Annotated in this window: 14 protein-coding genes; 11 read left to right on the top strand and 3 right to left on the bottom strand. The window is 62.9% G+C overall.

All coding sequences use genetic code 11. The features are described 5' to 3' along the window. The first annotated feature begins 1 nt into the window (after position 1). The 8 genes from D7I37_RS22890 to narI all read left to right on the top strand — a co-directional run bounded on the left by D7I37_RS22890 (position 2) and on the right by narI (position 11,595). On the top strand, positions 2-907 hold the full coding sequence (locus D7I37_RS22890) for a glycosyltransferase family A protein (RefSeq protein WP_061794629.1): 906 nt from the start codon (positions 2-4) through the stop codon (positions 905-907). 1 nt (position 908) lies between these two features. Then, complete coding sequence (locus D7I37_RS22885) at positions 909-1,964, top strand: glycosyltransferase family 4 protein (protein WP_129544429.1); 1,056 nt, start codon at positions 909-911, stop codon at positions 1,962-1,964. Between the two features lie 7 nt (positions 1,965-1,971). Continuing rightward, the gene (locus D7I37_RS22880; RefSeq protein WP_061794627.1) at positions 1,972-2,715 is read left to right on the top strand and encodes a glycosyltransferase family 2 protein; all 744 of its coding nucleotides are present in this window, start codon (positions 1,972-1,974) and stop codon (positions 2,713-2,715) included. A gap of 2 nt (positions 2,716-2,717) precedes the next feature. Continuing rightward, positions 2,718-4,589 (top strand): carbohydrate binding domain-containing protein, encoded by a 1,872-nt coding sequence (locus D7I37_RS22875; RefSeq protein WP_262119227.1) that lies wholly within the window; start codon positions 2,718-2,720, stop codon positions 4,587-4,589. 292 nt (positions 4,590-4,881) lie between these two features. Beyond that, positions 4,882-8,658, top strand: coding sequence for a nitrate reductase subunit alpha (locus tag D7I37_RS22870; protein ID WP_129544428.1), 3,777 nt, complete (start codon positions 4,882-4,884; stop codon positions 8,656-8,658). Continuing rightward, entirely contained in the window at positions 8,655-10,199 is a 1,545-nt protein-coding gene (gene narH / locus D7I37_RS22865) for a nitrate reductase subunit beta (protein ID WP_129544427.1), read from the top strand. Before D7I37_RS22870 ends, narH begins: the two co-directional genes overlap by 4 nt. Next, positions 10,196-10,915, top strand: coding sequence for a nitrate reductase molybdenum cofactor assembly chaperone (gene narJ, locus D7I37_RS22860; protein WP_061794625.1), 720 nt, complete (start codon positions 10,196-10,198; stop codon positions 10,913-10,915). The genes narH and narJ overlap by 4 nt, the downstream gene beginning before the upstream one ends. A 2-nt stretch (positions 10,916-10,917) precedes the next feature. Further along, positions 10,918-11,595 (top strand): respiratory nitrate reductase subunit gamma, encoded by a 678-nt coding sequence (gene narI / locus D7I37_RS22855; protein WP_061794624.1) that lies wholly within the window; start codon positions 10,918-10,920, stop codon positions 11,593-11,595. A 199-nt stretch (positions 11,596-11,794) separates the two neighbouring features. On the opposite strand, the gene D7I37_RS22850 is transcribed toward narI, so the two are convergent. The 3 genes from D7I37_RS22850 to D7I37_RS22840 are packed head-to-tail and all read right to left on the bottom strand — an operon-like array spanning position 11,795 to position 14,369. Further along, a complete protein-coding gene (locus D7I37_RS22850; protein WP_370671102.1) occupies positions 11,795-11,944 on the bottom strand; it encodes a DUF2474 domain-containing protein in 150 nt (49 codons plus the stop codon). A 14-nt stretch (positions 11,945-11,958) separates the two neighbouring features. Beyond that, a complete protein-coding gene (cydB, locus tag D7I37_RS22845; protein WP_061794623.1) occupies positions 11,959-12,966 on the bottom strand; it encodes a cytochrome d ubiquinol oxidase subunit II in 1,008 nt (335 codons plus the stop codon). A 2-nt stretch (positions 12,967-12,968) separates the two neighbouring features. Continuing rightward, positions 12,969-14,369 (bottom strand): cytochrome ubiquinol oxidase subunit I, encoded by a 1,401-nt coding sequence (locus D7I37_RS22840; RefSeq protein ID WP_129544808.1) that lies wholly within the window; start codon positions 14,367-14,369, stop codon positions 12,969-12,971. 143 nt (positions 14,370-14,512) lie between these two features. On the opposite strand from D7I37_RS22840, the gene D7I37_RS22835 reads away from it, so the two are divergent. From D7I37_RS22835 to D7I37_RS22825, 3 genes are all read left to right on the top strand, one after another. Continuing rightward, positions 14,513-15,931: a PLP-dependent aminotransferase family protein gene (locus tag D7I37_RS22835; protein WP_061794621.1), complete on the top strand. Its 1,419-nt coding sequence runs from the start codon at positions 14,513-14,515 to the stop codon at positions 15,929-15,931. Between the two features lie 153 nt (positions 15,932-16,084). Further along, positions 16,085-17,773 (top strand): ABC transporter substrate-binding protein, encoded by a 1,689-nt coding sequence (locus D7I37_RS22830; protein WP_207205540.1) that lies wholly within the window; start codon positions 16,085-16,087, stop codon positions 17,771-17,773. A 48-nt stretch (positions 17,774-17,821) separates the two neighbouring features. After that, positions 17,822-18,778 carry an ABC transporter permease gene (locus D7I37_RS22825; protein ID WP_129544425.1) on the top strand — a complete coding sequence of 319 codons (957 nt, stop codon included), beginning with the start codon at positions 17,822-17,824 and terminating at the stop codon, positions 18,776-18,778. Positions 18,779-18,782 lie beyond the last annotated feature (4 nt).

Here is an 18,782-nt window from a genome sequence, read left to right as displayed (position 1 = left end):
AATGGATTTCTCGATCGTGATTCCTATTTATAACAGTGCGCGCTACCTGCCTAAAACCCTGAAGCGGATTTTCAACGCCTGCCAAGGGTTCGATTATCAGGTGATTCTGGTTGATGATTGTTCCGACGAGGACGACATCAAACATATTCGCCAGATAGCGGCGACCAACAGCAACGTGATGCTGCATGAGAAAAAACAGAAGAGCAATGCGGCGGTGTCGCGCAATCTCGGCAGCCGATTGGCGCAATCGGAGATCGTGTTTTTTCTCGACTCGGACGATTACTTCACCACCAACTATATTATTCGCCGCATGAAGAAACACGAAGATCGCCATATCGATATTATCTTCGGCAACTATGCGGAGGTGAGCGGCGATTCGGTGCGCGACTTCAACTTCCACTATAAAACCGGTTCTTCCGGCGAGGATTTTCTTTTTCTGGAAATGGGCGATATTCGCTCATCCACCATCAGCATGCGTAAAAAAAGCGATCGCCGCTTTTTATTTCCCGAGTTTCTCAACAAGCATCAGGATTGGGGCTTTCTGGTCAACGCCACCAATTTGGGCGCCCATGTGGCGCACGACGCCGGCGGCGGGGTGTTCCTCGACGTGGGGCGCGACGGCCGCATGACGGCGAAGCTCAATCTGGAGGCCAGCGACCGCTTTATCAACACCTTCCTCAGCCCCAGCGATCGCCATATCAGCGGATTCGCCTGCAAGCACCTGCTGGCCTCGCTGTATTCCGAAAACGCCCAGGCGTTCAATTATTACTCGTCGCGCATCGTGCGCCACAGCCTGAGCGGCAAGTTCAAGATGATCAAATGGTATGGCGATTGCCTGGCGCGGTTGGGGTTGTTCCCGGTCGGCGGCCGGCTGCTGCGCAATGTGCGCCAGGGATTCAGGAGATGATATGCAACCACGCAAGGTAATCGTCGTTATCGAAAATATGGCGGGCAAGGGCGGCACCGAACGGGTCGCCAGCGGTTTGGCCAATGCGCTGGCGCGCCTGCCGGATTACGAGGTGGCGGTGTTTTCGCTGTTTGGCGAGCGGAGCTTCTTTCCGCTGGCCGCCGACGTCCGGCTGCGCTGCGGCGGCGGCGGCTCGCTGTTTTGGCCATGGCGGCTGGCGTTGGCCCTGCGGCGTGAACGCGCGGACGTGATCATCACCGTTTCCATGGGAAAACTGTCGGTGGTGATGACGCCTTTTCTGCGTTTGTTTTGCGCCCGCAGCCGGCTGTTATTGAGCGAACACGTCAGTTTTCACCAGTATCCGCGCGTATTCAAGTGGCTGAAGCTGCTGGTTTACCGGCTGGGCGATCGGGTGATTTTCCTGACGCGGCAGGATCGCGACGCCATCGCCCGCTGGGTGGGCGCCGGGAAGTGCCGGGTGATCGAGAACGTTTCGCCGTTCGGCGCGCAGGCGCCGACGCCGGAGCTGCAGCAAAAGGTGGCGCTGGCGGTGGGGCGGTTGAGCAACCAGAAAGGCTTCGATCGTCTGATCGCGCTGTGGCGAGGGGTGGCGGCGCAGGCGCCGGATTGGCGGCTGCTGATTGTCGGCGACGGCCCGGAGCGCGACGCGCTGCGGCGGCAGATTGCCAGCGCCGGGCTGGAGCGGCAGGTGAGCCTGCTGCCGGCCACCGCCGACGTGGCGGCCTATTATCGCCAGGCCAGCCTGTATCTGATGACGTCTCGCTATGAGGGGTTGCCGATGGTGCTGATCGAAGCCATGAGCTTCGGCCTGCCGCTGGTGGCCTACGACTGCAAGACCGGCCCGGCCGAGCTGATCGACGACGGCGTCAACGGCTATCTGGTGCCCGACGACGACGGCGCCGCCTTCAGCGACGGGGTGCTCAAACTGATGGGCGATCCGGGCCTGCGCGAGCGCTTTTCGAACGCCGCGTTGGAGAAGTCTCGCCGTTTTTCTCCCGAACGTATTTATCCCCAGTGGCGACAGCTCACCGAGTGAGGACAGAATGGAAAAAATATCCGTGATAATGCCGGCCTACAACGCGGCGAACTCTATCAAAGAGTCGATTCTTGGCGTGCTGAACCAGCGATTTACCGACTATCACCTGTATGTGATCGACGATGCGTCCACCGACAACACCGCCGAGGTGGTGCGGCCGTTCATCCACGACCGCCTGACCTATATACGCAATGAGCATAATCAGGGCGTGGCGGAAACGCGCAACATCGGCATCGAGGCGGCGGGCGGCGACTATATCGCCTTCTGCGACAGCGATGACGTCTGGCTCCCCAACAAGCTGTCGCGCCAGGCGAGCATCTTGCAGACCCGCCGCTACGACGTGGTGTGTTCGCATTATTACACCTTCGAAGACGACCTGAAGTTGATCAAAAACACCCGCGGCGCGGATGAGCTTATCGGCTATCAGGACATGCTGAAAAGCAACTGGATCGGCAATCTCACCGGCATCTACAACCAAAAGCGCATCGGCAAGGTGTACCAGCAGAAAGTGGGTCATGAGGACTACCTGATGTGGCTGGCGGTGCTGCAGAAGGCGCGTAACGGCCTGGCTTACTGCATTCCCGAACCGCTGGCCTGCTACCGGCTGTCGAGCCATTCGCTGTCGGGCAACAAAATCCGCGCCGCGGACTGGCAATGGCGGATTTACCGTCAGCATCTGGGGCTGTCTTACCAGAAATCCTGCTATCTGTTCGCCACCTATCTGCTCAATGCCGCGATGAAAAGGCAATGACCATGAGGGGCATGTACCGGATGGCGGCGCTGGGCTGCTGCGCCTGGTGGAGCGTTTCGGCTCTGGCGCAGGGCTGCCAACCCACGCTGTTGGCCAACCCCGGCTTTGAGCAGGGGCTCGGCGGCTGGCGCGCGCAGGGCGCGCAGGCCGACGACGATGCGCACAGCGGCAAGCGCAGCCTGCGCTACGACAATGCCGATGCCGCGCAGTACCGGACCTTCAGCCAGGCGCTGCGGGTGGCGCCGGGGCAGACGATCGATTTCGGCGTTTGGCTCAAGACCCGCGGCGTGCGGGGGCAAGGCCGCGACGGCGGCGCCGCGGTTTATCTGCAGAGCTTCGATGCGCAGGGGCGCTTTCTGGAAGGCGCCTATCCGGCCGGGGTGGCCGGCGACAGCGATTGGCGGCAGGTGAGCGCCAGCTATACCGTGCCGCCGCAGGCGGCGCGGGTCACCTTTGGCGTCTATCTGCGCAAGGGCAGCACCGGCAGCGCCTGGTTTGACGACGCCTATGCGTGCGTTCGCGCGCCTGCGCCGGCGTTGTATCAGCTCGGCCCGTCGGCGCAGGGTAAGGTCGACACGCTGCTGGTCACTCCGCAGCCGCAGCATGTGCAGGTCGACAGCGAATTGCTCAATGCCCAGGGGCAGGTTATCCACAGCAGCCGCGGCCGTTATCGGGTCGAAGGGCAGCGCCGCATCGAATACCAACCGCCGACCGGCCTGGCCCAGGGGGAATACCGCCTGCGCCAGCAGGTCAGCGGCGCGCAATCCCGGCAGGCGCAGGGCAGTGAGCTGTCTTTTCGCGTCGGGCAGCCGGCGGCCAAAGTGGCGATCGACAGCGAAGGCTTTACCCTGCGCGACGGCCAACGGATTTTCCCGCTGGGCATCTACGCCAACGTGGCTACCGATGAGCATTTGGCGCGCATCGCGGCGGCGGGATTCAACACGGTGCTGAACTATGACTATGGAGAAAAGAAAGATCCTTACGCCTTTTTCCGCAACGCGCGCAAGCGCGGGCTGCTGGTTATCTATTCCGTCAAAGATCAGTATCGCGGCAGCCGTTTCGCCCCGGCCGTCCGCGGCGGCGGCGACTACGCGGCGATGACCGCCTGGTACGTGCAGCGCTTGCGTTCGCAGCCCAACCTGCTCGCCTGGTACATCAACGATGAGCTGGGGCCGGAATATCTCGATAAAATCGAGGAAAAAAACCTGCAAATCAAGCGGCTTGACGGCGATCATCCCACCTTCCAGGTGCTGAACAAAACCGGGGAGCTGGACGCTTACTTCAACAGCAGCGACATTCTGGCGACCGATCCTTACCCGGTGGGGAACGATCGCGATCTGACGCGCACCACGCGTTATACCGCGCTGACGGTGCAGGCCGCCCGCCAGGCGCGCGGAGCCTGGGTGGTGATGCAAATCATGGATCACGCCGCCTATGACGCCCGCCGCCGGCCGCATCCGCCGTCAGAGGCGGAAATCCGCAATCAGGCCTGGCAGGCGCTGATCGGCGGCGCCAAGGGGCTGCTGCTTTACTCCTATACCGACCTGTTCTACAAGCGCAAAACCGGCCGCTTCGACCAGCGGGAGTTTGACGCCGCCTGGCGTGGGGTGGCCGCCGTGTCGCAGCAAATCGCCGCCTTCACCCCTTATCTGCTGACGGGGAAATCGACTCCGCTGACGGGAAGCGACCCGCAAATCCCGGCGCGGATGTTTATTCTGGGCGATCGCGCCTTGTTGCTGGCGGCCAATCCCTACTATCGAGAGGCCAACACCCGATTGCGCCTCCCGGCGGGCTGGCGGCCGCAGGAGGCGGGCGCGGAGGTCAGGCTGGCGTTGCCCGCGGTGGGCACGGCGACCCTGTGGCTTCAACGCTGAATTCTTCGAGTTAGCGCCACGCGGGAGGTTGCTCCCGCGTTCTACCCCCAAATACCCCATCTCTTATCCTTCCGTCCTCACCCAGTCCGTCAATCCTCGTTTATCGGTTTATTATCAATTATTTATATCGAGTTTTCGGAGTTATACTTTGGTGGTATTCCCGTCGCCTCCGGCGCTTTTTCCACCGCCTTCTCTTGATCGCAATCAAATCGCCGCCGTACCGCCCTCAGTAGGCTGGCGGCAGATTGAGCATGTCTTCTTATAACGACAAGAGCCTTCAGGAGCCTTCCGGATGAGCAAATTTTTAGACCGTTTCCGCTACTTCAAGCAGCTGGCGGAGCCTTTTTCTGGCGAACACGGCCAGACGCTGAACACCAACCGCGACTGGGAAGACGGCTACCGCAGCCGCTGGCAGCACGACAAGGTGGTGCGATCCACCCATGGCGTGAACTGCACCGGCTCCTGCAGCTGGAAGATTTACGTGAAAAATGGCCTGGTGACCTGGGAAACCCAGCAGACCGACTATCCGCGCACCCGCCCCGATCTGCCGAACCACGAGCCGCGCGGCTGCCCGCGCGGCGCCAGCTATTCCTGGTATCTCTACAGCGCCAACCGGCTGAAATACCCGCTGATGCGCAAGCGCCTGCTCAAGCTGTGGCGCGAAGCCAAGGCGCAGCACGGCGATCCGGTCGACGCCTGGGGCGCTATCGTCAGCGATCCTGAAAAAGCCAAAAGCTACAAGGTCGCGCGCGGCCGCGGCGGCTTTGTGCGCTCCAGCTGGCAGGAGGTCAACGAACTGATCGCCGCCGCCAACGTTTACACCGCCAAAACCTTCGGCCCCGACCGCATCATCGGCTTCTCGCCGATCCCGGCGATGTCGATGGTGTCCTACGCCGCCGGCGCGCGCTATCTGTCGCTGATCGGCGGCGCCTGCCTGAGCTTTTACGACTGGTACTGCGACCTGCCGCCGGCTTCGCCGATGACCTGGGGCGAGCAGACCGACGTGCCGGAGTCGGCCGACTGGTACAACTCCTCCTACATTATCGCCTGGGGCTCCAACGTGCCGCAGACGCGCACCCCGGACGCCCACTTCTTCACCGAGGTGCGTTACAAGGGCACCAAAACCGTGGCGGTGACGCCGGACTACGCCGAGGTCGCCAAGCTGTGCGACCACTGGCTGAACCCGAAACAGGGCACCGACAGCGCGATGGCGCTGGCGATGGGCCATGTGATGCTGAAAGAGTTCCACCTCGATCGCGAGGTGAGTTACTTCCGCGATTACGTGCGCCGCTATACCGACATGCCGATGCTGGTGTTGCTGGAGCCGCGTGAAGAGGGGCACTACGCCGCCGGCCGCCTGCTGCGCGCCGCCGATCTGGTGGACGGCCTGGGCCAGGAAAACAATCCCGAGTGGAAAACCGTCGCCATCGACCAGCGCAGCGGCGAGCTGGTGGCGCCGCAGGGCTCCATCGGTTTCCGCTGGGGCGAAAAGGGCAAGTGGAACCTCGAGCAGCGCGAAGGCAAGGAGCAGCAGGACGTCGAGCTGCAGCTGAGCCTGCTGGGCAGCCATGACGAGGTGGCCGAGGTGGGCTTCCCTTATTTCGGCGGCATCAAGAGCGGCGGCGCCGAAGGCGAGCATTTCAACAGCGTCGCGCTGGAAGAGATCCTGCAGCACAAGCTGCCGGTAAAACGCCTGCGCCTGGCGGACGGCCGCGAGGCGCTGGTGACCAGCGTCTATGACCTGACGCTGGCCAACTACGGCCTGGAACGCGGCCTGAACGACGCCAACTGCGCCGCGAGCTACGACGACGTCAAGGCCTACACGCCGGCCTGGGCCGAACAGATCACCGGCGTATCGCGCCACAATATCATCCGCATTGCCCGTGAGTTCGCGCAAAACGCCGAAAAGACCCGCGGCCGTTCGATGATCATCGTCGGCGCCGGCGTCAACCACTGGTACCACATGGACATGACCTACCGCGGGCTGATCAACATGCTGATCTTCTGCGGCTGCGTCGGCCAGAGCGGCGGCGGCTGGGCGCACTACGTCGGCCAGGAAAAACTGCGGCCGCAGACCGGCTGGCTGCCGCTGGCGTTCGGCCTCGACTGGCAGCGCCCGCCGCGCCATATGAACAGCACGTCGTTTTTCTACAACCACTCCAGCCAGTGGCGTTACGAAACCGTCGGCACCGATGAACTGCTGTCGCCGCTGGCGGATAAATCGCGCTTCAGCGGCAGCCTGATCGACCTTAACGTGCGCGCCGAGCGCATGGGCTGGCTGCCGTCGGCGCCGCAGCTGGGCACCAACCCGCTGCAGCTGGCGGCGCAGGCCAAGGCCGCCGGCCAGACGCCGGTGGAGTTCACCGTCGACGCCCTGAAGTCGGGCGCGCTGGGCTTCGCCGCCGAACAGCCGGACAACCCGCAAAACTTCCCGCGCAACCTGTTCGTCTGGCGCTCCAACCTGCTGGGCTCCTCCGGCAAGGGCCATGAGTACATGCTCAAGTATCTGTTGGGCACCGAGCACGGCATTCAGGGCAAGGATCTCGGCCAGCAGGGCGGCGTGATGCCGGAAGAGGTGGAGTGGCGCGCGCAGGGCGGCGAAGGCAAGCTGGATCTGGTGGTGACGCTCGATTTCCGCATGTCCAGCACCTGCCTGTACTCCGACATCGTGCTGCCGACCGCCACCTGGTACGAAAAAGACGACATGAATACGTCGGACATGCATCCGTTCATTCATCCGCTGTCGGCGGCGGTCGATCCGGCCTGGGATTCGAAGAGCGACTGGGAGATCTACAAGGGGATCGCCAAGGCGTTCTCCGCAGTGTGCGTCGGCCATTTGGGCCAGGAAACCGACGTGGTGACCCTGCCTATCCAGCACGACTCCGCCGCCGAGCTGGCGCAGCCTTACGGCGTGCAGGACTGGAAAAAGGGCGAATGCGGCCTGATCCCCGGCAAGACCGCCCCGCACATCATCGCGGTGGAGCGCGATTACCCGGCCACCTACGAACGCTTCACCTCGTTGGGGCCGCTGCTGGACAAGCTCGGCAACGGCGGCAAGGGCATCAGCTGGAACACCCAGACCGAGGTCGACTTCCTGAAGCAGCTGAACTACGTGAAAGCCGACGGCCCGGCGGCGGGGCGGCCGAAAATCGACAGCGCCATCGATGCGGCGGAAGTGATCCTGTCGCTGGCGCCGGAAACCAACGGCCAGGTGGCGGTGAAAGCCTGGGAGGCGCTGAGCAACATCACTGGGCGCGATCATCGTCATTTGGCGCTGAACAAGGAAGACGAAAAAATTCGCTTTCGCGATATCCAGGCCCAGCCGCGCAAAATCATCTCCAGCCCGACCTGGTCCGGCCTGGAAGACGAACACGTGTCCTACAACGCCTGTTACACCAACGTGCATGAGCTGATCCCCTGGCGCACCCTCAGCGGCCGCCAGCAGCTGTATCAGGATCACGAATGGATGCGCGCCTTCGGCGAAAGCCTGCTGGTGTACCGGCCGCCGATCGACACCCGCGCCGCGCAGCCGCTGCTGAACAGCAAGCCGAACGGCAACAGGGAGAAAGCGCTGAACTTCCTGACGCCGCATCAGAAGTGGGGCATCCACTCCACCTACAGCGACAACCTGCTGATGCTGACCCTGTCGCGCGGCGGGCCGATCGTCTGGCTGAGCGAGGATGACGCCAAAGATCTGGGCATCGCGGACAACGACTGGATCGAAGCCTTCAACGCCAACGGCGCGCTGACGGCGCGGGCGGTGGTCAGCCAGCGCATCCCGCCCGGCATGACCATGATGTACCACGCCCAGGAACGCATCGTGAATATTCCGGGCTCGGAAATCACCAGCCAGCGCGGCGGCATCCATAACTCGGTGACCCGCGCCTGCCCGAAACCGACCCACATGATCGGCGGTTACGCGCAGCTGGCTTACGGCTTCAACTATTACGGCACCGTCGGCTCCAACCGCGACGAGTTCGTGGTGGTGCGCAAGATGAACAATATCGATTGGTTAGACGGCGAAGGCAACGACTACGCGCAGGGCAGCCAGCAGGAGAAAACCCAATGAAAATTCGTTCTCAAGTCGGCATGGTGCTGAACCTGGACAAGTGCATCGGTTGCCATACCTGTTCGGTAACCTGCAAGAACGTCTGGACCAGCCGCGAAGGCATGGAATACGCCTGGTTCAACAACGTGGAAAGCAAGCCCGGCGTCGGTTATCCGCACGCCTGGGAAGATCAGGAAAAGTGGCGGGGCGGCTGGATCCGTAAAATCAACGGCAAGCTGGAACCGCGCATGGGCAGCCGCGTCGGCCTGCTGGCGAAAATCTTCGCCAACCCGGACGTGCCGGCGCTGGATGACTACTACGAACCGTTCGACTACGACTACCAGCATCTGCACACCGCCAGGCAGGGCAAACACCAGCCGGTGGCGCGCCCGCGTTCGCTGATCACCGGCCAGCGCATGAAGAAGATTGAAAACGGTCCGAACTGGGAGGAGATCCTCGGCGGCGAATTCGAAAAGCGTTCGCAGGACAAAAACTTCGACAACATGCAGAAGGCGATGTACGGCCAGTTCGAAAACACCTTCATGATGTATCTGCCGCGTTTATGCGAACACTGCCTGAACCCGGCCTGCGTCGCCACCTGCCCGAGCGGGGCTATCTACAAGCGCGGCGAAGACGGCATCGTGCTGATCGACCAGGATAAATGCCGCGGTTGGCGCATGTGCCTGACCGGCTGCCCCTACAAGAAAATTTACTTCAACTGGAAGAGCGGCAAGTCCGAGAAGTGCATCTTCTGCTACCCGCGCATCGAGGCCGGCCAGCCGACGGTGTGTTCGGAAACCTGCGTCGGCCGCATCCGCTACCTCGGCGTGTTGCTGTACGACGCCGATCGCATCGAGCAGGCGGCGGCGGTGGAAAACGACAAGGATCTGTATCAGAGCCAGTTGGATATTTTCCTCGATCCGCACGATCCGGCGGTGATTGCCCAGGCGCTGGCCGACGGCGTGCCGCAGGGCGTGATCGACGCCGCCCAGCAGTCGCCGGTGTACAAAATGGCGATGGACTGGAAGCTGGCGCTGCCGCTGCACCCGGAATACCGCACCTTGCCGATGGTGTGGTACGTGCCGCCGCTGTCGCCGATTCAGTCGGCCGCCGACGCCGGCGAGCTGGCGCACAGCGGCGTGCTGCCGGACGTAGAAAGCCTGCGCATTCCGGTGCAGTACCTGGCCAACCTGCTGACCGCCGGCGACACCGCGCCGGTGCTGCTGGCGCTCAAGCGCATGCTGGCGATGCGCCACTACAAACGCGCCGAGACCGTCGACGGCGTGGTGGACACCAGCGCGCTGGAGCAGGTCGGGCTGAGCGAGGCGCAGGCGCAGGAAATGTACCGCTACCTGGCGATCGCCAACTATGAAGACCGCTTCGTGGTGCCGTCCAGCCACCGCGAACTGGCGCGCGAAGCCTTCCCGGAAAGCAAGGGCTGCGGCTTCAGCTTCGGCGACGGCTGCCACGGCAGCGACGGCAAGTTCAACCTGTTCAACAGCCGCCGCATCGACGCCATCGACGTGACGCAAAAAACCGTACGCCCGGAGGATGCCTCATGATCAGCCTGAAAGTGATCGCCCGCCTGCTCGATTACCCGGAACAGGCGCTGTTTGACCATCAGCAGGCGCTGATCGAAGCGCTGGAGCCGGCCAGTGAGCTGGATCTGCACCACAGCGCGCAGCTGATCCTGTTTATCCGCCGGCTGTGCGCCCGGCCGTTACTGGACGTGCAGGCCGACTATTGCGAGCTGTTCGACCGCGGCCGCGCCACCTCGCTGCTGCTGTTCGAGCACGTGCACGGCGAATCGCGCGATCGCGGCCAGGCGATGGTCGACCTGATGGCGCAGTATCGCGCCGCCGGGCTGGAGATCGACAGCCGCGAACTGCCGGATTTCCTGCCGCTGTATCTGGAATATCTGGCCAGCCGCAGCGGCGAACAGGCGCGCGAAGGGCTGCAGGACATCGCGCCGATCCTGGCGCTGCTCGGCGCCCGCCTGCTGCAGCGGGAAAGCCCTTATGCGGTGTTGTTTGAGCTGCTGCTGGCGCTGTCGGGCAGCGAAGTGCAGGCGCAGGCGCTGGAGACGCAGGTGGCGAAAGAGGCGCGCGACGACACGCCGCAGGCGCTGGACGCCGTGTGGGAAGAGGAACAGATCAGGTTCCTTGGCGAACAACCGGGCTGCGGTTCCGATCGGCAAACCGCACATCAGCGGCGCTTCGCCGGCGCGGTGGCGCCGCAATATCTGGATCTGGCTGCAACGGCACCCAAAGGAAGATAATCATGCAATTTTTGAATCAGTTTTTCTTCGACATCTACCCCTATCTGGCGGGGGCGATTTTCCTGATCGGCAGCTGGCTGCGCTATGACTACGGCCAGTACAGCTGGCGCGCCGGCTCCAGCCAGATGCTGGACAAAAAGGGCATGCGCCTGGCCTCCAACCTGTTCCACATCGGCATTCTGGGCATCTTCGCCGGGCACTTCCTCGGCATGCTGACGCCGCACTGGATGTATGAGTCCTTCCTGCCGATCGAGGTGAAGCAGAAGCTGGCGATGATCGCCGGCGGCGCCTGCGGAGTGATGACGCTGATCGGCGGCGCGCTGCTGCTGAAACGCCGCCTGACCAACCCGCGGGTGCGCGCCACCAGCAGCTTTGCCGACATCATGATCCTGACGCTGCTGGTGGTGCAGGTGTGCCTCGGTCTGCTGACCATTCCGTTCTCCGCCCAGCATATGGACGGCAGCGAAATGATGAAGCTGGTGGCCTGGGCGCAGGCGGTGGTGACCTTCCACGCCGGCGCTTCGCAACATCTGGCGGGCGTGGCGCCGATCTTCAAGCTGCATATGGTGCTGGGCATGACGCTGTTCGTACTGTTCCCGTTCTGTCGCCTGGTGCATATCTGGAGCGTGCCGGTAGAGTACCTGACCCGGCGTTATCAGCTGGTGCGCAATCGCCGCTGAACCTGACCACGCCGCCGCCGGGCCGACAGCGGCGGCTGATTCTGCGGCCGTTGCCGGATCTGCGAAGCGTTGCGCAGTTCGCTAATAAAACGAGCCGATCGGGCAGGTGTTCGAACTGCCGAAGATCGGCGCCTTGCCGCTGGTCACGCTGGTGGTGTCCTTCTACTTTCCCAACCGCGTGGCCAGATAACGCCCGGCGCTAATGCGACTTCATCCCCGCCGCGGTCATCAGCAGGCGGAACAGCGAGGCGACGGCGAACAGCCCCAGCACGCTGGCGCTCCAGATGATCGCCAGCCAGCCGACGCGTTTCCACCAGGGGGCCGGCGCCGGGGTATTTTCACGTTGCATGCTTTTCTCCCTCATCAGTGATAGCCATCGTCATGGCTGACCTTGCCGCGGAACACGTAGTAGCTCCAGAAGGTATACACCAAAATAATCGGGATGATGAACAACGCGCCGACCAGCATAAAGCCGAGGCTTTGCGGCGGGGCGGCGGCGTCCCACAGGCTGATGGACGGCGGGATCAGCAGCGGCCAGATGCTGATGCCCAGCCCGCTCAGGCCGAGGAATACCAGCAGCAGGGTCAGCATAAACGGCGAATAGTGCGCGCCGCGCCTCACGCCGCGTCGAATGCCCCAGGCGCTGAGCAGCACCAGCGCCGGCACCGGCAACAGCCAGAACAGATTCGGCAGCTGGAACCAGCGGGCGGCGATTTCCGGGTGGGCGCTCGGCGTCCAGACGCTGACCGCCGCCAGCACCAGCAACAGGGTTATCAGCAGCGGCGTCGCCAGGCGATACATGCGCGCCTGCAGCTCGCCGGCGGTTTTCATCACCAGCCAGGTGCAGCCGAGCAGGGCGTAGGTCACCACCAGCCCCAGCCCGCAGAACAGCGCGAACGGCGTCAGCCAATCCAGCGCGCCGCCGGCGTAGCTGCGGCCGTTGACCGGAAAGCCGTTGATGATGGCGCCGACCACTACCCCCTGGCTAAAGGTGGCGAAGATGGACCCCCAGATAAACGCCTTATCCCAGATATGGCGTTTTTCCGCCGTGGCCTTGAAGCGGAACTCGAAGGCCACGCCGCGGAAAATCAGCCCGAACAGCATCAGGGTGAGCGGAATGGCCAACGCGTCGAGGATCACCGCATAGGCCAGCGGGAAGGCGCCGAACAGCGCCGCGCCGCCCAGCACCAGCCAGGTTTCGTTGCCGTCCCATACCGGGGCGACGGTGTTCATCATTACGTCGCGGTCACCGCTGTCCCTCACCCACGGGAACAGGATGCCGATGCCCAAATCAAAGCCGTCCATCACCACGTACATCATGGTGCTGAAGACGATGATCACCAACCAAATCAGCGGAAGATCGATGCCCATGTTCAGCTCCTGTCGTCCAAGGTGTCTTTAACTGCGGAGAGCGGGCGCGCCGGCCGGCCTTCGGTGTCGTCTGCGTGCGGCTCATGCCGCTGCGGCCCTTTGCGGATCAGGCGCATCATGTAGGAATAGCCCACGCCGAACACCGAACAGTAGACGACGATAAACGCCAGCAGGCTGATGCTCATATGCAGGTCGCCGTGCGCGGATACCGCGTCCCCGGTGCGCAGCAGGCCGTACACCACCCAGGGTTGGCGGCCGATCTCGGTGGTGAACCAGCCCGCCAGCAGCGCCAGCAGCCCGGAAGGGCCCATCCACAGGATGAAATGCAGGAACGGCCGGGAATGATACAGCCCGCCGCGCCAGCGCAGCCACAGGCTCCATACCCCGGCCAGGATCATCAGCATGCCCAGCGCCACCATGATGCGGAACGACCAGAACACCAGGGTGGAGTTTGGGCGATCTTCCGGCGGGAAGGATTTCAGCGCCGGCACCTGTTCGGTCAGGCTGTGGGTCAGGATCAGGCTGCCGAGGTAGGGCACCTCCAGCTTGAAGCGGGTTTCTTCCCGCTGCATGTCCGGCCAGCCGAACAGGATCAGCGGCGTCGCCTCGCCCGGCGGGTTTTCCCAGTGGCCTTCGATGGCGGCGATCTTCGCCGGCTGGTATTTCAGGGTGTTGAGCCCGTGGGCGTCGCCGATCATCGCCTGCACCGGCGCTACGATCAGCGCCATCCACATCGCCATCGACAGCATCTTGCGCATCGCCGGGGTATCGCGGCCGCGCAGCAGGTGCCAGGCGGCGGAGGCGCCGACGAAGAACGCCGAAGACAGGAAGGCGGCGGTGGACATGTGCAGCAGGCGATACGGGAAGGACGGGTTGAAGATCACCTTCAGCCAGTCGACCGGCACCACCTGGCCGTTGATGATCTCATGCCCCTGCGGGGTCTGCATCCAGCTGTTGGAGGCCAGGATCCAGAAGGTGGAAATCAGCGTGCCCAGCGCCACCATGCAGGTAGCGAAAAAGTGCAGGCCCGGGCCGACGCGGTTCCAGCCGAACAGCATCACGCCGAGGAAGCCGGCCTCGAGGAAGAAGGCGGTCAGCACCTCATAGGTCAGCAGCGGCCCGGTAATGCTGCCGGCGAACTCCGAGAAGAAGCTCCAGTTGGTGCCGAACTGGTAGGCCATCACCAGCCCCGAAACCACCCCCATGCCGAAGTTGACGGCGAAAATCTTCGACCAGAAATGATACAGATCGCGGTAGGCGGCATTGCGCGTTTTCAGCCATAACCCTTCCAGCACCGCCAGGTAGCTGGCGAGCCCGATGGTGATGGCGGGAAAGATGATATGAAAAGATACGGTGAAGGCGAACTGTATTCGGGCAAGTTCCAGTGCATCAAGACCCAGCATGGCGCCCCTTGGGTTGAACATAAATTAACCTCTTGAGTGTGGCTGTCATTTTTGTGTGGAAAGCTTGGCGTCAAGTTAAGCACGGAGTACAGTGACTATAATAGTGACAGTTATTTCACTTTTTCATATAACAGTTAGGGCCTATGACCAGATACGAGCAGCTTGCGCAGCAGATCAGAGAACAGATCCAGAATCGGGTATGGCGGGCGGGCGACAAGCTGCCTTCGCTGCGCGAGAGCGGAAAACGCGCCGGGTTGAGCCTGATGACGGTGGTGCAGTCTTATCAGTTGCTGGAAAGCCAGGGCTGGATCGTCGCCCGGCCGCAGTCGGGCTACTACGTGGCGGCGCGTCCGCAGCCGCTGCCGCAGCCGGCGCGCGGCGAGAAGCTGCTGCTGAGCGAACAGGTCGATATCAACGCCTTTATCTTCGACGTGCTGCAGGCCTGCCAGGATCCGGACATCGTGCCCTTCGGCTCGGCGTTTCCCGACGCCACGCTGTTTGCCCAGCCCAAGCTGGCGCGGGCGTTGAGCAGCGTGGCGCGCAAGTTTACCCCGCACAGTTCGCTGGCCAACCTGCCGCCGGGCAATGACGCGCTGCGGCGGCACATCGCGCAACGTTATGCGTTGAGCGGCATGCAGGTGGCGCCGGATGAGATAGTCATCACCGCCGGGGCGATGGAATCGCTGAGCCTCAGCCTGCAGGCGGTGACCCAGCCCGGCGACTATGTGGCGATCGAGTCGCCGGCGTTTTACGGCGCGCTGCAGGCGCTGGAGCGGCTGCGGCTGAAGGCGGTGGCGATCGCCACCCATCCGCAGGACGGCATCGATCTCGATGCGTTGCAGCAGGCGGTGGAGCAGTATCCGATCAAGGCCTGCTGGCTGATGACCCACTTTCAGAATCCGCAGGGCGCCAGCATGCCCGATGAGCATAAACGGCAATTGGTGACGCTGCTGCGCGAGCGGCAGATTTCGCTGATTGAAGACGACGTGTACGGCGAGCTGTATTTCAGCGCCGAGCGGCCGCTGCCGGCCAAGGCGCTGGACAGCGGCGGCCAGATCCTGCACTGCTCGTCGTTCTCCAAGTGCCTGGCGCCGGGGTTCCGCGTCGGCTGGGTGGCGGCGGGGCGCTACGCCCAGCAGATCCAGCGGCTGCAGCTGATGAGCACCGTCTCCACCAGCGTACCGACCCAGATGGCGCTGGCCGACTACCTGCTGCACGGCGGCTACGACACCCATCTGCGGCGGCTGCGGCGGTTGCTGGCCCAGCGCCAGAGCGCGATGCGTCAGGCGATCGCCCATCACTTTCCGCCGACGGTCAAGGTCAGCCAGCCCGACGGCGGCTATTTTCTGTGGCTGGAGCTGGATGCGGCGCTGTCGTCGATGGAACTGTATCGGCGCGCGCTGGCGCAGGGCGTCAGCATCGCGCCGGGGCGGATGTTTACCACCGGCGACCATTTCAACCACTGCTTCCGCCTGAACGCGTCTTTCGAATGGAACGACAGGATGGAGGCGGCGATCAAAACCTTAGCCAAACTTATCCGGCAGCTCGAACCGGCAGGCTGAACGGCTTCGCCGCGCCGGCCGCGCAATAGAAAAACTCATAATGCTTTTTCCGGCAATGGAATGCCGGTTTCGTTGTTAGACAGCCCTGTGGCCGCCCATTACTCTGCGATAAATTTTGTCACATTTTATCAACGGGTCGATGAGGGGCAGTGGGTGAGCGGAATAAAAAATAACATAAACAAACTGTTGTACAATCGGTTAGCGCCGCTGGCGCTGGCCTGCGCATTGGGCATATCCTTCAGCGCGCAGGGGGAAACGCTGGCGGAAGGCATCACGCCGGCCACCGACGCCGGCCTGGTGCCGACGGCCGCCAAGCTGCGCAAGGACACTGTGGTCGCCGGCATTCTCGAACCGCAGGGCATTTTCAACCCTTATCTGTTCACCAACGGCTGGGATGAGAACGTCACCGAGGTGATCTTCAGCCGGCTGATCGGCCTGGACAGCGCGGGCAAGCCGGAAGGGCGGCTGGCGGAGTCCTGGCAGGTCAGCCCCGATAATTTGACCTATGTCATCAAGCTGCGGCCCAACCTGGTCTACAGCGACGGCTCGCCGCTCAAGGCCGAGGATATCGCCTTTACCCTCACGCTGTTGCATGACCCGGCCTACGACGGCGAAACCGACATTGCCCCGGCGCATATTCAGGGCGGCGAGGCCTATAAAAACGGCACCGCGGACAGCATCAGCGGGTTGAAGGTGATCGACGATCGCACCCTTCAGATAACCACGACCCAGGCGGGCGCCACCACGCTGCAATTGATCGGCGGGCCGGTGCTGTCCAAAGCCTATTACGGCAAAGACTACCGGCGCGGCAAACTCGACGGCGTGCGCGCGCTGAGCGGCAAACCGCTGGGCAACGGCCCGTATATTTACGACAAATACGTGCCGGGTCAGGAGATCCGTTTCCACGCCAACCCGAACTTCTACCTCGGCGCGCCGCCGATGGCGCGGTTTATCTATCGCGTCACCAACCCGGCCACCAACTTCCAGCTGTTCCAGACCGGTGAAACAGACTACGACGCCTTCACCGCAAAACCGGACGATATCGAGCAGTTGAAGCTGCTCGGTTTCGCCAACATCAACCTCTACAGCTCCAGTGATTACAGCCGCATCGATTTCAACCTGAGGCGCCCGGCGCTGCAGGACAAGCGGGTGCGTCAGGCGCTGATCTACGGCCTGGATCGGCAGAAGCTGATCGCCGTGGTCTACCAGGGCTACGGCACGGTGGCCAACCAGCCGATCTCCCCCATTTCCTGGGCCTATGATCCGGCCGGCATCAATCCTTACGCTTACGATCTCGATAAGGCCAAACGGCTGCTGGACGAGGCGGGCTGGAAAGCGGGCGCCGACGGCATTCGGCAGAAAGACGGCAAGCGGCTGGAGCTGACGCTGCTGGTGACCAAAAAGCTGCTCAACGACGCGCTGGTGCCGATCGCCAAGGACAACTACTGCCGGCTCGGCGTGGTTCTGAAGCCGCAGGTGCTGGATTTCAACGCGCTGCTGGCGCAGCGCAAGACCGGCAACTATGACCTGGCGTCGCTGAGCACCAGCACCCTGAACGATCCGCACGACGGGGTGCGCGACTTCATCAGCAGCGAAAGCGAAACCGGCTATAGCAATCCGCAGGTGGATACGCTGATCGGTCAGGCCAACGCCACGCTGGACATCGAACGGCGCAAGCCGCTGTACCACCGGCTGTACCAGACGCTGGCGGAAGATCCGCCGGTGATCCTGCTGGGCAACCGCAAGGTGCTCAGCGCCAGCAGCGCGCGCGTCAGCGGCTTCAAGCCGGACATCTACAACGGTCTGGTCGGCAGCCTGCCGAACGTCAAACTGGCCCGGTAACGGCAATACGCCGCCGCGCCGGGCCGGGCGGCGGTGATGGGATACCGCATGAGAAACTTTATTCTGCGTCGGCTGCTGCAAACCATTCCGATGCTGCTGCTGGCCTCGTTGCTGATTTTCTGCATCTTCGCGCTGACCCCCGGCGATTTTATCGACGGCAACATCAACCTGACGGCGCAGCGCGCGGCGGAGTTGCGGGCGCTGTACGGGCTGGACCAGCCGCTGCTGACCCGCTATCTGCACTGGCTCGGCCAACTGCTGCACGGCGACCTCGGTTTTTCGCTGCAGTATCAGATCCCGGTTAGTACGCTGCTGAACCAGTATATCTGGAACTCGTTCCTGTTGGCGGCGGTGGCGCTGGTGCTGTATTGGGGCATTGCGCTGGCGATCGGGGTCGCCTCGGCGATGAAGCCGTATTCGCCGTTCGACCACCTGGTCACGGTGGGGGTGTTCGCCGCCATGTCGTTCCCGACCTTTTTCCTTTGCCTGCTGCTGATCAAGTGGTTCGCCGTCGATCTGCATTGGCTGCCGGCGGGCGGCATGCTGCGCACCGGCAGCGAAGCGACCGAGTTGGCCTGGGCGCTGGAGGTGGCGGCGCATCTGCTGCTGCCGGTGCTGGCCCTGGTGATGCTGCAGGCCGGCACCCTGACGCGCTATTTCCGCGCCAGCATGCTGGAGGTGATCCGCATGGACTATATCCGCACCGCGCGCGCCAAGGGGCTGAGGGAAAAAACGGTGATCTTGCGCCACGCGTTGCGCAATGCGCTGCTGCCGCTCATCACCCTGCTGGGGTTCGAGCTGCCGGCGCTGTTTTCCGGCGCGCTGATCACCGAAAAAATCTTCAACTGGCCAGGCGCCGGGCACATTCACATCGATTCGCTGGCGGCGCGTGATTACCCGGTGCTGATGGGCTTTACGCTGTTTCTGGCGGTGCTGACCCTGCTCGGCAACCTGCTGGCGGACATCCTGTACGCCTATGCCGATCCGCGCATTCGTTTGAGGTAATACC

The organism is Serratia sp. 1D1416, assembly GCF_003641105.1.
In the GTDB taxonomy this organism is placed as follows: domain Bacteria; phylum Pseudomonadota; class Gammaproteobacteria; order Enterobacterales; family Enterobacteriaceae; genus Serratia; species Serratia ficaria.
This window is presented reverse-complemented; position numbering and strand designations above follow the sequence as displayed.